The following is a 16,193-nucleotide window of genomic DNA, read 5'->3' as shown; positions in this document are numbered from 1 at the left end:
CATACTTTATGCGCATATAAAGTTTGAGCCAAGGATTACACAGGCACAAACTTTGTTAGTGAAAGATTTATCTTTCACTTTTATTCCTTCCCGACTACAGATAGCTTTTTGACGATCTCTGCGGCTTTCACATATCGCTCATTAAACTGAGTGTAGAATGCTTCTTCCTGATCATAGCTCTTTACATAAAACTGATTTAAAACATACATAATCAGCTGCTTAATCTGTTGTTCCTCTTTCATACTACGAACAAGACTCTCCACATCATTTAAAAAATAATGCCAGGTTATCAAAAATTGCTTATTCTCTTCCGGTTGATCATTATCAATCCAGTTTATCACTTTAGACTGTGTTTTGGAAGCATTTTGACATTCATTTAGCTGAAGAATGTATTTATAATCATGAGCTTCATAGTATCTGCCCAATGGGAAGATTCTACATATCCCGGGACGGTGCGCATGAATCGTGCACTTTCCGTTCTCCGCTAGGAAAGAACAGGCTTCCATTTCTCCTGTCAGCTTTAAATTAGGCAAAACTACACCGTCCACCATATTAAGCTCAAGCTTATCTGTAAGTAATTCTTCAAAGGTTTTGCCAAGTCCACTTGTAATACGATATATATCATACGGATCTAGTACGATGGAACTGCCCATTCCATGGCAGCAGGAGGCATTCCCCTTACAGCCGTTACAGCTTACCTCAACCAGATCATCTAATTCATATAACTTGCCATCCGAGATTTCTTCAAGGCTGCAATTTCTCTTCATAATATATCCCTCACTTTATTTCATCTAGCACTAATACGCGTATTTTATCACAGTAAGAATAAGGCTTCAATTGTTTATTTCTTTAGATATTCTTTTCCTTCACTAAAGCCCCTGCCTCTCACTTCACTAACACGGCTTATCATGACAAATGCATTCTCATCGATATTATGTACCAGCTTCTCCACCTTACTAAGCTCTCTGTTTGAGACCACGCTCAATACGATGTCGGTTTCCTGTTCCAGATAACCGGTCATACCATGAAGAAGTGTGACACCGCGGTCAATCTCTGTGAGTATGACCTCTTTAATCTCTGCTGCACGATTGCTGACCACCTTAATCTGCATCTTATTGGTACCCACCATAAGAAGCTTATCGATGATAATGGTATATGTTAAGACAAGCACAATTCCGTATAAAATCTTTTCCCTGTCGTTCGAAAAAGCCTGAAGTGCTAAAATCACACAATCCGCTATGTACAAGCTAATCGATACCGGAATTCTCAAATGTTTTTTTAATATCAATGGAGGAATATCCATTCCACCCGTACTGGCTCCAGCTCTGATTACCAGACCAATCGAAGTACCGATGCAGATTCCACCAAACAAGGTACATAAAAAGATATCATTCGTTAAAATATAGTTGCCACAAATACGATTTAACAACGCCAATGCAAGCGGAAAACAGAATGTACTGAGAAGTGTTGTGATAGCAAACTTTTTACCAAGTACGAAGTATCCAACCAAAAACATTGCGATATTAAACAGTAGAACAAAGCCCGATATCGAAATACCAAGGTAATGATTCAAAAAAAGCGCAATACCAGTTGTGCCACCGGTTATCAATCCCGAAGGTATAATAAATAACACAACTCCCAACGCATATAAAAAGTTACCGAATAATATCATAATAATCTCCAACAGCACTCTTTTCTTCATTCTTATCATCAATCCTTTCATTTGAAACAAAATTTCATACTTTCAAAGTGCGAAACTATTTGATGCAATTTTTATCTATGAGATACATTTATATTCCCATGTAAACAAAAACACGTCTGTTAAGATTTTCCCTAACAGACGTGGATCAAGGCTTTGCCTAATACTTTACTAAATATTCATTTCCATATATTTATATCATAAGTGTATCAAAAACTCAACAAGTGTTTTAATTTTTATATCCTATTTCAAAATATGACCTTAGTTATAATTGGCTCTATCAATCCAGATTAATTTTGTTGTCCCTATGTTTATACTTTCTACTTGGGACGGATTAATTGCACGACCCATCTCAAGTACACTCTGCAAATACTTGGCAAAGAGCTACAAAAAAAGAGGAACCATACAAATTTATTGTTATATGATTTTTCTTTTTTATTTCTCTTTTTTATTTCTCTTTTTTGTATTCAACTGTTATTGCTTTTATTAATCAATACATATCTTAACTTACAACTAATATCCGGTTATTTCTTTGTTTTCGTTTTTGTTGAGACTTTCAAGACATTGCTGTATGCGCCGTAATATGTCTTTCCATTTATTTTCTTATATGCTCTTACCCTAAATTGATAAGATTTACCAGATGAAAGCTTCGATATCGTTGTAGACAACGTGGATGAACTCTTGTTGGTAGCAACTTTCACCCATTTTGATTTCTTGTATTGATAAATCTGATAGCCGGATACCCCTGCTTGTTTTGTCCAGTGAATCTTGAGTGACGAAGTTCCACGAACCGACAAACTTAAACCGGTTACTTTGGATAAGGCTATCTTACAACTAACTATGCTACTATAAGTTGCTTTTACGTTTTTATCTGCGCTACGTGCTTTTATCTTATAATAATATATTTTTCCATAAGACACTGACTTATCCGTCCAGCTAAGTGTTGACCCTTTAGTTACCGTCGTTACTTTTTTATAAGTGCCGGACTTACTTGATGCACGATAGATATCATAACCATTTGCTCCGGAAACCTTCTTCCAGGATAATTTTGCATAGGCACTACTAGCACAGGATGCCTTGAGGTTTTTTGGAGCGGTTAGTGTTTTGGTAACCGGCTTCGAGGTTGGTGTTGCAGTAGGTTTCACTATTGGTTTTGCACTGGCCACACAAGATATAATACTACTGTATTTTGCTTTCGTGCTACTATCTGCTCCGTTTGCTTTAATCTTATAATAATATGTTTTTCCGGTTACTACTGCTTTATCCGTCCATGTCAAGATATTAGTGCTAGAAATAGTTGTTACTTTATTGTAGGTTCCTGTTTTACTTGTGGAACGGTAGATACTATAGCCATTCGCACCTGTAACCTTATTCCAACTCAATTTAATCGATGAATCATTTTGTTTTATGGCTTTAACATTTGACGGTGCAAGAAGGCTAGGCAAATTATCCGAAAGAATATAAGCTGAATTATGACTTATCTTATATTCCGCAAACCCATCATTTGCACATTCTACACCCGTATCCAAAACATCAGCACCTGCATTATAGTAGGATAAAATCAAATCCGATGTTACTTCATACTTTTCCTTCAAAAAGTCGTTGTTTATTCTCATATTAACAGGTCCCGGCAGAACACCGTTACTTGCATATTGCATTAAAAGAATCTCATTATCATCTGCATAGCCATAATCTGATCCTTTTTGTTTAGAGATAGTCACATTCAAATCAATGGATTTACATTTATCAGAAGTAATATCTTTTCCATTGAAAACCCACTGAACATCCGAATTCTCGAAGACTACTGTTTTATCCTTTCCTGCTAATGCTTGGAATATAGATTTGTCGGCGATATTATTATTACGATAATCCAGAACTGCAGTCTGACCATCCTTCATATTGTTAATTGCATTAACTGCAGCAGCATAATTACTAGTTGCTCCATAATAAGTAATATCAAACGCACTATTCACTGTAATGGTAGGATCTTTAAAATCACTAAGATTTTTTATATAATTTTTATAATATGTTTTGCCATTGTTCATCGGTGCATAAAGAGTTATATAATCAATATGATACGTGCCTTCACCCCAAAACGGATCAATTTGAAATTTTATCTTATGTTTGCCACTGTAAATCGGTTTATCAATAAACCAACGATCTAAATCCTTTCTGTTTCCATTGTCATCCTTGAGCGTAATAAAAATACCACTTACCCCATAATGGCTGGTTTCTATAGTCATAGGAATCTCTATTGTATCCGGGGTTACCACTTTTGAATCATCCAAACCAAATCCGGTGAGTTTTGGAGGTTCACTAGCAGTATAGTTAGATTTGGTTACTGTTATATTTTGTGTGAATTTAGCCCACTCAGGTGAGTTCGGTGTATATTCTGTATAATTATCATCAACGTCGTGTAATTGTATCGATACAAGCGTATAATCGCCAGTCTCTAGTGGATCTTGCATTATAGTTTTCAAATTATAACTACCGGTATGTAACTCCTTGCCGGATGGGTATATACTATTAGTCTGCCACGATACAAAGAAATCCTTATATTTATCATTTCTAAAGCAAAGAAAAATATAATCAATTCCCTTACCATCTTCCGCAACATCAACATTAATGTCGATTGATCCGCTTGTTAAATCCACATTATTCGAATTATTTATTGTCATACTTGTCATTTGGGGTGCTACCCAATCAATTATATTAGAATGAGTAATAGTAATTAGATTCGTAGAATTCTTTAAACATGTCGAACCCTTCTCTACCGAATATTCGTTCTGATTCCCATTCGCATCTTTAACACTAACCGATTCAAGTACATATGATTCCTTAAAAAAAGATTGATTATCAAAGGATAGTTTGACAGTAGATTTTCCAGAATATAATGGTGTTTTATTGTACCCAGGAGCAACAAAATATATTATATTTTTAAACTTCCCACTTTGTAATCCTCGAAATCCAATCAAAATAGACGTTACACCTACTCCGTCTTCCGTCAAATCAAAAGTTACTGTCATACCCTTGTCCGTATCAAGATTATCAGCATTCGCAATAGTAAAACTGTTCAAAACAGGAGCTGTGTTATCATATCCTGTATCCGCCTTTACAAAAGTCGGTGTACTAAAAATCTGTCCGAAGACTAATAATGAAATTATTAATGTTGCTAATGCCTTTTTAAACACTTTTTTTGTCATCATCTGTTATTCTCCCCATGTTATGTACTCTTACAAATGACTATTATCGAAACCATCGCGTCGGTTTTAATAATAATTATTACCATTAATGGTATTTTTTGTAGTTAAAATCAGAATATCATCTGAGGGTTTCAATGTCAATATACCAACACTTTTTCGAGACTCTACCTGAGCATAATATATCAATCACAAAAGAAGTGATTTGATTTCATCCCATAGATCAACAAATAAGTGGTTTACTTTTATCTATTTTAAAAATTCTTTTATTCCTTTAAATGTATCATCACATAACATCCATTCATGATTCACACCGGTCAATTTTATCACTTTACAGTTTTTCAGTCTATCTGCTACTCTCTTGGCGCTTTTATACTCACAGGTGATATCAGCGTCAGATGTAAGAATTAATGTAGGCTCTTTTATTTTTTTTGCATAATCAACGGGATTAAGATTATATCCAAATATGAGTTGATACAGATCGGAGCTGTCAGCATCACCAATATGATAAGTCTTATCATAAGTTGCTATTAGAACTAAAGATGCAAGGTCACGTTTTTCAGCCAAATATGCAGCAAGCCCTGTTCCTACGCTGTAACCGGCTACGACAATTCTGTTTTTATCTATTCCCTTCCACTTGACTGCCTCATCATAGGTACGTAATGCCATACTTTTCATCGCCGCTTCATAAACAAGACCATCACTACCACCATAGCCAGGATAATCCATACATAAAAAATCATAGTTTGGTAAATAATCCATTAAGTTGCCATCCTCATAAAAGCTTGGCATGGAGTCTGCCGAACATTCTCCTGCACCACAGAAAAAGATAAATAATGGTGCCTCTTTCTCTTTCGATTGTCGATATAACCACCCTGTTAGTTTGCCATCCCTGAAATCAATAGTCTTCTTTTCAAAACCCGGCGTCTTTTGTAAGAAATCCTCTCCAGCTCCGTTCGAAATATTTTCCATTGGAAGACTGGTCGCATAGAAGTAATAGGACCAATAAAAAGCACCCATAGTTGCAAAAAACAACAAAGCATTCATAAAAAAAACCTTCTTACCACTACCTTTATTTCTACGAAACAAAAAAATAAATGAACAAAGAATAAATAAAAAACAAAAATATACAAAATTCCTTCTCCCATTAAATGTAACAACCGCCCCAATTATCGCTACAATTCCTATTGCTATACTTAACCAGTCCATAAACTTAAAATCACTTTTCTCCTTAAAGGAAGCCGTACGTTTCTCTTTCATATTATCTACCTCTCAGTTGATTTTCCTGCTCTCTTTCGTATATTTTCCAATGTATTCTTGTGCTTAAACATTCAGTTCTACATTTTGGTAAATCCCATAAATTAATATTTGAACTCTCGAAATAACAATGACCATAAATTAGTGATAGTATCTACCGCCACATTTACCTATTTTAAAAATTCTTTAATCCCTTTATATGTATCATCACATAACATCCATTCATGATTTACACCGGTCAATTTTATCACTTTACTGTTTTTCAGTCTATCCGCTACTCTCTTGGCGCTTTTATACTCACAGGTAATATCTGCGTCGGATGTAAGAATTAACGCAGGTTCTTTTATTTTCTTTGCATAATCATAGGGATTAAGATTATATCCACAAAAAATTTGATTAAAATCTGCTCTATCTGCATCGCCAACATGATAATACTTATCATAAGTTGCAACCAGTATAAGTGATGCAACATCGCGTTTTTCCGCCAAATATGCAGCAAGCCCTGTTCCTATACTATAACCCGCTACAACAACTCTCTTTTTGTCTATTCCTTTCCACTTAACCGCCTCATCATAGGTGCGTAATGCCATACTTTTCATCGCGGCTTCATAAACAAGACCATCACTATTACCATATCCCGGATAATCCATACACAAAAAATCATAGTTCGGTAAATAATCCATTAAGTTACCATCCTTATAAAAACTAGTCATGGAGTCCGCCGAACATTCTCCTGCACCGCAGAAGAAGATAAATAGTGGTGCCTCTTCCTCCTCCGATTGCCGATATAGCCATCCTGTTAATTTGCCATCTCTAAAATCAATAGTTTTCTTTTCAAACCCTTCTGTTTTCTGTAAAGTTTTCTCTCCCTCTGCATTCGTAACACTTTCCAAAGGCAGGCTTGTTGCATAGAACATAAATGCCCAATAGAACGCAGCCATTGTACCTATAAACAACGCACCATTCTTAAGAAAAACCATTCTTCCACCTTTAATCCTGCGGTACAAAAAAATAAATATACAAATAATTAATGCAAAGCAAAAGTACACAAAATATTGTCTCCCGCTAAAAGTAACAACCACCCCAATTATCGATGCAATACCTAATGCTATACATAACCAGTCAATAAACTTTAAACGACTTGTAACATTCTCTTTCATTGCATTCTTACCATTCTCTTGCATACCTCCTACCTCCACATTTACATTTCCTTCTTTTTATAGTATATATTTCCAGATTTATTATAATACTATAAAAAGCATTATTCTACTTTTTTTGTAAAATGGTAAAAATACGTTTTTAAATGCATCCTCGTTAGTTTTGGAAACCGTGAAATCATATTACGAAATCATTGATATTAATTATAAATAATGTTAAACTAGCCATTGTAATCATAAAAGAACTCTAATTACTTAAAAGGTAATTAAAAACTATAAATAGGAAGATGATATATAGAAGAGCTTATTTTAAAAAGCTCTTTTTTCTTTCGTAAAAGCCGAAATAAAAGAAAGGTAGTACAGGATTAACTATGATAAAAATTGATAACTTATCCTATTCATATCCCCAGAAGGAATTATATACTGATATTTCATTTACATTAGAAGATGGGCAACATTGCGCTTTTATTGGGTCAAGCGGTAGCGGCAAGAGCACACTTGTTGACATTATTATGAACCCCGAGCAATATATGTTTGACGGCAAAATTGAGATGGATCCCAATTGTAGAATTGGGTATGTAAGTCAGTTCTCCCAGTTAGACAATACAAAAGATATAACTGTTTTTGAATATATTGCGGAAGAATTCATTCGACTACAAAGCGAATTAACCGCTATTTGTAATGAGATGGAAACTTCATCGGATATTGATCCTTTGCTGGAAAAGTACCAACTAACCCTAGATGCATTTAGTGCGATCGGCGGTGATGATTATGAACAAAATATTCATAAAAATCTGAATATTGCAAATCTATCAAAGCTCGAAAACCTAATGGTATCAAAACTAAGTGGTGGGGAATTCAAACTCGTTCAGGTAATTAAACAAATGCTTACCTTCCCCGACTTAATGATTATGGATGAGCCCGATGTCTTCCTAGACTTTAAAAATCTCAATGCACTTAAAGAGTTAATAAACTCACACAAAGGCATCCTGTTAGTCATTACTCATAATCGATATCTGCTAAATCACTGCTTTAATAAGATAATTCATCTTGAGAACAAGCAACTTCAAGAGTTTGACGGAAGATATATCGAATATAACTTTTCCTTGCTTCAAACCAAAATCGAATTACAGGAACTAGCCGTTGCTGATACATTAGAAATCGAGAGAAACGAAGCGTTAATCGAAAAATTAAGATCGGTGGCAACGGTTCATACTGAGGCTTCTAGAGGTAAATCGTTAAAAGCCCGCGTTAAAATCAAAGAGAGATTGGAAGCACGCAGAATCAAAGCTCCTTTTGTAGATATCAAACAACCAGATATTCAATTTTCTACAGAAAATGTAATCGATGAAACCGTTGCACTAAAGATCTCCAATTACAGTGTAGCTTTTGACGATATCCTTCTTCAAGATGTTAATTTCGAGTTAAATACTAACGAAAAAATAGCCATTATTGGATCAAATGGTACCGGTAAAACAACACTTCTACGTGAAATTTATCACAATAACCACGATTCCATAGAGATTAACGAAAACATTAAAGTAGCTTACTTATCCCAGCTTCAAGGCGAAATGCTTAATGAGTCCAATACGATTCAAGAAGAGTTCTATGATGTAGGATTTCAGTCAAATCAAGAGATCAGGGAATATGTATCAAACTATGGTTTTGAGGAAGATATGCTTAATCAGAAGATAGAAGCTTTATCCGGCGGAGAGAAAAACATACTACAACTGGCTAAGATTGCAACCACCAAGGCGGATCTTTTACTTCTTGATGAACCAACAAGTCATCTAGATACTTATTCTCAAATAGCACTTGAAAAGGCTTTACAAAATTATAAGGGTGCGATACTAATGATCTCTCACGATTTCTATACCATCGTCAACTGCATGGATTATGTCTTAATTATTGAAGATAAAACGGTTAGAAAAATGAGTATTCGAAAATTCAGAAAAATGATTTATGCAAATCATTTTGATCGAGATTATTTAGAAATAGAACAAAAGAAAAAAACGGTAGAAACAAAAATCGAATTTGCTTTAAAGGATAATGATTTTGCGCTCGCAAGTGTCTTATCAGAAGAACTAGAAGAATTAATCAAATTACTATAAGTAAACAGCAAACAACCGAAAGTCCCGGCGCGCCATATGATACAGCTCGCCGGGACTTCTTAATTTTCACATTCAGAAGTACCTATCCCTTTTTTATTTGGCATCTTATTTCGATACTTTTCATGTACTTTATTCCATTATTTTATTACTACCTTTTATCCGGTACTTTACCCCATTTTTCCCATCCCGTTTCCTATACTTTATCCATTCAATATAGTTATGCGTATCTTTTTGGTGCATGTAGCTTCTGGCTAATCTTATAAGATACAATTATTGAGATCAATGCGACAATTCCCATGACGATTACGAGTAGGTTATAGTTCGGAATCTTTACTGCATCCTCATACATATTACCCGTAGTTCGAAATCCATTGCTTCCGGGAATCAAATTAACCAAAATCAGTGAAATCACTTCTATTATAATTGCTATAACGCCAAAGGAAAAATACCATTTCTTCTTATCTCTTATTAACCCAAGCGGAAAAAGGAGGGAAGCGATAATCAAGTTGTAAAACAATGACCAAGTTCTATCATGAATTTCCTTTCCAAAATTGATATGAGTTATATTAAAAATCCCATTAATTGTTGAGGCAAATAATGATATAAACATCAGGAATGCCACTAAAAGCAGAAAATACTCCACGATTAATATGATACTTATTTTTATCTCCTGCTTAGCTGTAAATGACATTCCCTTTGAAAATTGAGGCAAATTGGTGAGTCTATTATATACAAATGCATATACTCCAATACATAAATAAAATGGCATTATACCTATGTACGATTCCGAAGAACCGCCCGTTCCACTTGTGGACATTCTGATAGAAATAAATTCAAGTATAAAGGCTGCCAGTAGCCATCTCCCAAATCCCTTAAAATCTATGCGATCAAAACTGCTCAATCTTGCATATCTCCATAGGTTTTTCATTAATTAGTTTCCTCCTTCTTATGAATTTCTCGAATATGTATTGCCAGATCCTCTATTGCAGGATACTTTGCGTTTACCCCTTCGCTTTCCCATATTGAAGTATCCTTCGTAATACCGGTAACGCCAAAGGTATTCTTTCTCATTCCAATCAAAAGTTCTTCCATTTTAGGATCAAATATTTGATGCGGTATCTCAACAACTCTGTACTGATCTAAAATATCATCTTTATTCCCTTCTAACACGATTCTACCGCTGTCAATTAAGATAAGATGGTCAGCTATTTTATCTAAGTCACTCGTGATATGTGTTGAGAATATTACTGAATGATTTTCATCTTCTACAAACCTCTGTATTAAATCTAATATCTCATATCGATCAGCAGGATCTACTCCGCTTGTCGGTTCATCCATAATGAGTATCTCCGGTTTACAGGAAAGTGTCAGAATTAACATGAATTTATGCTTCATACCTGTAGAATACTTTATAATTTTCTTATCATAAGGTAATTCAAACCTTTCCATGTATTCATTAAATAGCTCATGATCAAATTCATTTAAATGCGGAGCAATATTTTTTAAAAACCTTTTCGGAGTAAACTGATCATTAAAACTATTACAATCATAAACAATTCCAAGTTTTCTCTTTATACCTACTTCGTCCTCCCAATATTTCACCCCGTCATATAGGATTGTTCCAGATTCTCGCACTAAGTTATTGGCAACTACATTAATTAATGTAGTTTTTCCTGCTCCATTACGGCCCACCAACCCTGTAATCATACCCTTTGGTACTTTTATATTGATATCCTTTAGCGCAAAACCTTTTACCTTATAATTTACATCCTTCAATTCTAACGCAAACATATTACCCTCCATCATTTATTAACTTCATCAAAAATCGTATTGATTTGTTCCATTAATTCCGCTTTACTAATCCCTGAAGTATTTGCATATTCACATAGCTGCCTTATCTGTACGGCGAGCATATCCATATTGATCACTTTTATCTGTTCTGTACGGACATCTGCAACAAATACTCCTTTGCCGGGTTGTGACACCAGAATACCCTGCGCGCAAAGATCATCATAGGCTCTTCTACAGGTAATAATTCCAACTTTCAGATCTCTTGCCAGTATTCTTATGGACGGAAGCTGCATACCAGGTGTAAATATTCCTGTCATTATCATCTCTTTAATTTGATTTTCTATCTGCTCATAAATTGGTATTTGTGCAATTGATGATATCTTTATATCCATAGCCACCTTCCTTCCCTCATATACTTTTGATAATAAAACAACTAAGTTAAGTTTGACTGTGCTTACTGTATCTACTGTGATTATATAATAGACACAGTAGTATGTCAATAATAATTTCAACATTTTACCAATGATTTAGTAAAGTATTATAAATCTAGCGATCTATTTATTTAACATCCCATATAATCAATTATTTACATTAATTGATTCTGGTAAATTTTTGTAGTATGATAAGTACAGTTTATTAATTAATTGGAGGGAACAATGGGAGAACAGTTCAATTATCAAAACTATCAAGTAAGAAGAAAGATTTTCACCTTTTTAGGAGCAAAGTTTCACGTATATAATCCGAACAAGGAAGTTGTATTATTCTCAAAGTTAAAGGCTTTTAAATTAAAAGAGGATGTCAGATTATATTCAAGTGAAGATATGTCTGAAGAGCTCGTCAATATTCATGCAAGAAAAATCATAGACATCTCGGCAATTTATGATGTATTCGATTCTCAAACCGGGATAAAGATCGGAGCATTAAAACGCAAGGGAATGAAGTCTATGTTCAAGGATGAATGGTTAATTCTTGACGAAAATGATCGTGAAATTGGTATGATTCAGGAAGATAATGTGGGACTTGCCTTGGTGAGAAGATTTTTATTTAATCTGATTCCACAAAGCTTCAATGTTATTATAAATGGGACACTGGTTAGTACATTTAAACAGAACTTTAATCCCTTCGTACTTAAACTAAATCTTGACTTTACTCTAGACAGGGATGGAGTTCTTGATAAAAGGTTAGGCATAGCTGCTGCGATTATGTTGTGTGCAATCGACGGTAAACAGAACTAAGTTAGACGGTTTAATCTATCACTTTCTCTTGAACCAATATGAATTTGTGTATATTAACAGCTGCGATAATTATTAATTATAAGGCATAATTAATAGGGGCTTATTGCCATTGTCATTTGATAGACATATAGCAATAAGCCCCTATTACAATTCATGCAGCATTTTCTTATCACTTGATCTCTAACCTTGTATACGATCAATAAATTCCTGCCTGGTGATCCCCCCATATCGATTTGCAAAATCATCAAAATCTGTATCTTCACAGATCCCGAGACATCGAAAAATCATCTTTATATTTTCTTTGTTTTTATTATTTAATAAATTGCCTCTTAACTTGTGCTTCGGATATTTATTAAAAAATTCTTCTTCCGATATACCACAACTGAGGTAATCAATTCCAAGACTTACTCCACCGTGTGCACCGCTATATTCCCTCATAAAGCCCTTTAATTCTTCAGAGATATTTTCATAAAGTAATTCGACTTGTCCAAAGCCCCATTCGATATATAGTTTAAATTCCCTTTCGGCACTAACAAAACCACTACGTACTAAAAAATCATCTGTGTATAGAGTTTTATGTCGATCCCTTTGTATGATTTTCATACAATTAAAATGAAATTGAATATCTGACGGTATAAGCTTTTTATGAGCTACTATCGAATGAATTCCCCAAATGATCTCATTATCCACACATATTTCCAGATTTCTCAAAGGTATATTCTGCAGTTCCTCCGGTTCCATATCGTCTCGTGTTGTAACAAAATCATACATCCGCACCATAATCGGCTGTGACATTAGCCAGCGTATAGAGTGTTCTTTCGGCAGGGTATCCCATTTCTCTATATCCCTGGTTTTACCAAGGATCAATCCGTAGCAGTAATGAAATCTATCGTATTCGCATCGAAATATATCTCCTGCTTTAAATTTAACTGTCTGATGTTTGGTCTTTTTAATGATATTAATTCGATCAAAATAATCCTCCGGGCATGTTTTCATATACCAGTTCATGAACTCATGAAAATCTTCTCTCGTTCGAATAGCTGATATTCTCTCAAATTCTCCTATTGCAATATCTTTTGAATTTATACCATGGGTTACTGCCATCTGCGTTCCCCCATCATCGCAGAATTTTCCCCCTGTCTGGAAGCCAAATATAAAGCCGGTAGCTGGCATTGACATGACATTGGTAGAGGTTACTGATTTCACATGTCCTTTATTTGTGAGTGGAAAAAGTTTCGCTCTACCCTCCGTCCTCAAGTTTGTATCATATTCTGTATAACTTGCGCCGATAAACTGTCCTTGTTCATCTAAAACATGTTCCTCATATATAATCTTAACAATATTGTCTCCCGAATAAACAAGTGTTGTTCTTTTATTATGCCCATATGTTCTGCTGAAGCAATATTCAACATCATATTCCGTACGTAGTTCCTCTAGACCAAAATAACGCCGCTCCTCATTCGTCAAATCAACAATATATTCATCTGGTACAAAATACTTTTCTGCTGTACTTCTAATCTTCCTCTCAATATTTTTCGCACTTATCTGTTTATCATTCGAATTTACCAACCGTCTTTTATCCATCTCCAACTGCTTCCCACTAAAGCTTTTGAATATTCGATCGACTGCTTCATCATTAATTCCACAATTCCCCCTCCAAAAACAGAACGGATAGAACTTATCTATTTCATTTTCAAACCCTCTTTTTGCGAAAGGTTGAAACGTTGTAAAATACCCTTTATTTTCTGTTGTTTCAAAAACACCGCACATTCCTAATACACCTAATAAAGTGTGTATCTCGGTATTTGTAGCTATCAAAATATTCTCCTGCTTAATCATCTTCACAAGAGCATTCCCTTTGTTATAAGAAGTACACTTGTTAGCTTCCCCTAAAATACAATTTAATATATAATAATCTTCATCACACGGTTCCACCGGTGGTAATTTGATAAACTCCTGCAGATCGAGCATTACATATTCGGGCTGACAAAGGTCCGTCCATTCACCGGGATGCAATTTATTACAGCTATATCGGTTCCAATCCACTTCACACGTTGAGGTATCATCCACTACATCAACCTGATTCAAACTGGTATACAGGCGATAGCCAAACCCGCAGATCGTACAATAAGTGTGATTGTCTTTGCTTCTTTTATGACTAAGTACTGCCTCATGACCTGGCATAGTCACCGCATAAATATAACTCGAAAGTGCTGTTCGATATTCCTTTGCTCTAGTACTTAGGCTATATAAAAATGCTTTTGCTACCTCCTCTAAGGTTGTACTATTTGCCAGTTCCTTTATTCTTACAATAATCTCATTATGTGAAATCGCTGTTTTTTCAAACATGGTTCCATGATCAATACAATACTGATATTGCTCCTTTACAGGAGTGGTTTCAAATAATTTATTGGTATATGGATGTCCACCATAATATTTTTTCAGTAAGCTTAATGCCTTTTTATCCATATCACCCTACCCCCTTTGCCAATTCACAATAATATTCCGTTGCAAATTGTATCTTTGTAGCATTAAAACCCTCTTCTATCGGAAAGATAAAGTAGGAATTATCGAGAGTGGAGAGAACCACACACTGCCCTTTGCCTCGATAATTATACTCGGTATGTATTGAGCTCAATGATATTGAAGAAAAGTATAATGTCTTCGCTTCTTCCTCAGCGTATTCTGTGAAGGTCAGATAAAAACCATCCTGCTTATGTTGTAATACTCCATCACCCAAGTCTATAAAATTCACGGCATTCGGTAATGATTCAATATGTACCCTCACATTCAGTAAGTATCTGTTATCATGAATCTCTCGAATTACCTGTTCCCGTTCCCACTCATACCACTTCGGTATCTCTAATTCCTTCTTTGTACTTAGTTGCTCCATACGACCAAGCTCTGTCATATGCCATCTTTCTCCACAATTCTTACAATACAAATCCGTATTTTCAGAAGCAATCGTGAATTCACTATTGCAAGCCGGGCATTGGTATAAGGCCAGCTCTAGACCGACTGCACGTTTTGGATAGGTGATTCTTTGGTTGGTTTCATATTGATAGGCATATTCATCATAGGTCAGATACTGTTGCAGCTTCTCATTCACTTCCGCCGTTGTAGCCTTCATAAGTTCTTCTCTTGTATATACCTGTGTGATTGTAGCCTCCAACCGAGCTTCCTTACGTATACTAAGATTCCATATCGGGGATTGCAGATAATTACCCTTCATATTAATTACAACAACCGGTACATTTAACGCTTTCGCTAACTTTCCAACTGATTCCGGAAGCTTTGAACTTGTACCAACATTTGCATATCTCGCCTCAGGGTAGAGTACCACGATACCCTTTCGATCAATCACTCTCTTTATATTTTTAACCAGCGCCATATCATTTACAAACTTTCTCGTTCCAAGACAACCGATCTGACGATAACACCATTCTCCATATGCTTCAAAGCCCTCTAGTTCAGAGACGTAATTTGCCCTATGTGGGAATAATGCTAACGGAGTGACGCAAAAGTCCATAAATGCATGATGGCTTCCAAGTACCAGATACGGAGGCTTCAGCCCTTTCATTCGTTCTTTTTGAATTCTAAGTTTCCCTCTCCTCGTCATTATAAAACAATACACCCACATGATTGGCATGATAAACAAGTTCTGCTTTGGTGGTATTTTATTACGATCAAAGGGTTCTGTAATAATTCGTTTTGTCTTTTTCATATTAACCTCCATGATTCAG

General features: G+C 35.2%; 12 protein-coding genes. 2 read left to right on the top strand and 10 right to left on the bottom strand.

Annotated features, from left to right (window positions below; translation table 11 throughout):
• Positions 1–80: 80 nt before the first annotated feature.
• The 5 genes from AC6IWN_RS00330 to AC6IWN_RS00310 all read right to left on the bottom strand — a co-directional run bounded on the left by AC6IWN_RS00330 (position 81) and on the right by AC6IWN_RS00310 (position 7,340).
• A complete protein-coding gene (locus AC6IWN_RS00330) occupies positions 81–767 on the bottom strand; it encodes a YkgJ family cysteine cluster protein (RefSeq protein ID WP_497989936.1) in 687 nt (228 codons plus the stop codon).
• A gap of 74 nt (positions 768–841) precedes the next feature.
• Positions 842–1,702 (bottom strand): YitT family protein, encoded by an 861-nt coding sequence (locus tag AC6IWN_RS00325; RefSeq protein ID WP_497989934.1) that lies wholly within the window; start codon positions 1,700–1,702, stop codon positions 842–844.
• Positions 1,703–2,223: 521 nt separating this feature from the next.
• Positions 2,224–4,905: a fibronectin type III domain-containing protein gene (locus AC6IWN_RS00320; protein WP_497989932.1), complete on the bottom strand. Its 2,682-nt coding sequence runs from the start codon at positions 4,903–4,905 to the stop codon at positions 2,224–2,226.
• 243 nt (positions 4,906–5,148) lie between these two features.
• The gene (locus AC6IWN_RS00315; protein WP_497989930.1) at positions 5,149–6,159 is read right to left on the bottom strand and encodes an alpha/beta hydrolase family protein; all 1,011 of its coding nucleotides are present in this window, start codon (positions 6,157–6,159) and stop codon (positions 5,149–5,151) included.
• 167 nt (positions 6,160–6,326) lie between these two features.
• Positions 6,327–7,340, bottom strand: a complete 1,014-nt coding sequence (locus tag AC6IWN_RS00310; protein ID WP_497989928.1) for an alpha/beta hydrolase — start codon at positions 7,338–7,340, stop codon at positions 6,327–6,329.
• Between the two features lie 344 nt (positions 7,341–7,684).
• Here AC6IWN_RS00310 and AC6IWN_RS00305 point away from each other — a divergent pair, with 344 nt between their 5' ends.
• Positions 7,685–9,424 carry an ABC-F family ATP-binding cassette domain-containing protein gene (locus AC6IWN_RS00305; protein WP_497989926.1) on the top strand — a complete coding sequence of 580 codons (1,740 nt, stop codon included), beginning with the start codon at positions 7,685–7,687 and terminating at the stop codon, positions 9,422–9,424.
• A 217-nt stretch (positions 9,425–9,641) separates the two neighbouring features.
• Here the strand turns inward: AC6IWN_RS00305 and AC6IWN_RS00300 are convergent, their stop codons facing one another.
• From AC6IWN_RS00300 to AC6IWN_RS00290, 3 genes are read right to left on the bottom strand one after another with little or no spacing between them, the layout of a single operon-like run.
• Positions 9,642–10,352, bottom strand: a complete 711-nt coding sequence (locus AC6IWN_RS00300; protein ID WP_497989924.1) for a hypothetical protein — start codon at positions 10,350–10,352, stop codon at positions 9,642–9,644.
• The gene (locus AC6IWN_RS00295; RefSeq protein WP_497989922.1) at positions 10,352–11,215 is read right to left on the bottom strand and encodes an ABC transporter ATP-binding protein; all 864 of its coding nucleotides are present in this window, start codon (positions 11,213–11,215) and stop codon (positions 10,352–10,354) included. Before AC6IWN_RS00295 ends, AC6IWN_RS00300 begins: the two co-directional genes overlap by 1 nt.
• A gap of 11 nt (positions 11,216–11,226) precedes the next feature.
• A complete protein-coding gene (locus AC6IWN_RS00290) occupies positions 11,227–11,607 on the bottom strand; it encodes a GntR family transcriptional regulator (protein WP_497989920.1) in 381 nt (126 codons plus the stop codon).
• A gap of 264 nt (positions 11,608–11,871) precedes the next feature.
• On the opposite strand from AC6IWN_RS00290, the gene AC6IWN_RS00285 reads away from it, so the two are divergent.
• Positions 11,872–12,450, top strand: coding sequence for a hypothetical protein (locus tag AC6IWN_RS00285; RefSeq protein WP_497989918.1), 579 nt, complete (start codon positions 11,872–11,874; stop codon positions 12,448–12,450).
• 180 nt (positions 12,451–12,630) lie between these two features.
• Here AC6IWN_RS00285 and AC6IWN_RS00280 read toward each other — a convergent pair whose 3' ends face one another.
• Together AC6IWN_RS00280 and AC6IWN_RS00275 are read right to left on the bottom strand one after the other, a co-directional pair.
• The gene (locus AC6IWN_RS00280) at positions 12,631–14,919 is read right to left on the bottom strand and encodes an immunity 26/phosphotriesterase HocA family protein (RefSeq protein WP_497989916.1); all 2,289 of its coding nucleotides are present in this window, start codon (positions 14,917–14,919) and stop codon (positions 12,631–12,633) included.
• A 1-nt stretch (position 14,920) separates the two neighbouring features.
• Complete coding sequence (locus tag AC6IWN_RS00275) at positions 14,921–16,174, bottom strand: hypothetical protein (RefSeq protein ID WP_497989914.1); 1,254 nt, start codon at positions 16,172–16,174, stop codon at positions 14,921–14,923.
• Positions 16,175–16,193 lie beyond the last annotated feature (19 nt).

Source organism: Variimorphobacter sp. HTMS_6 (assembly GCF_059717775.1).
The sequence above is the reverse complement of the archived record's forward strand: the minus strand, read 5'-3'. Positions and strand labels throughout refer to the sequence as shown.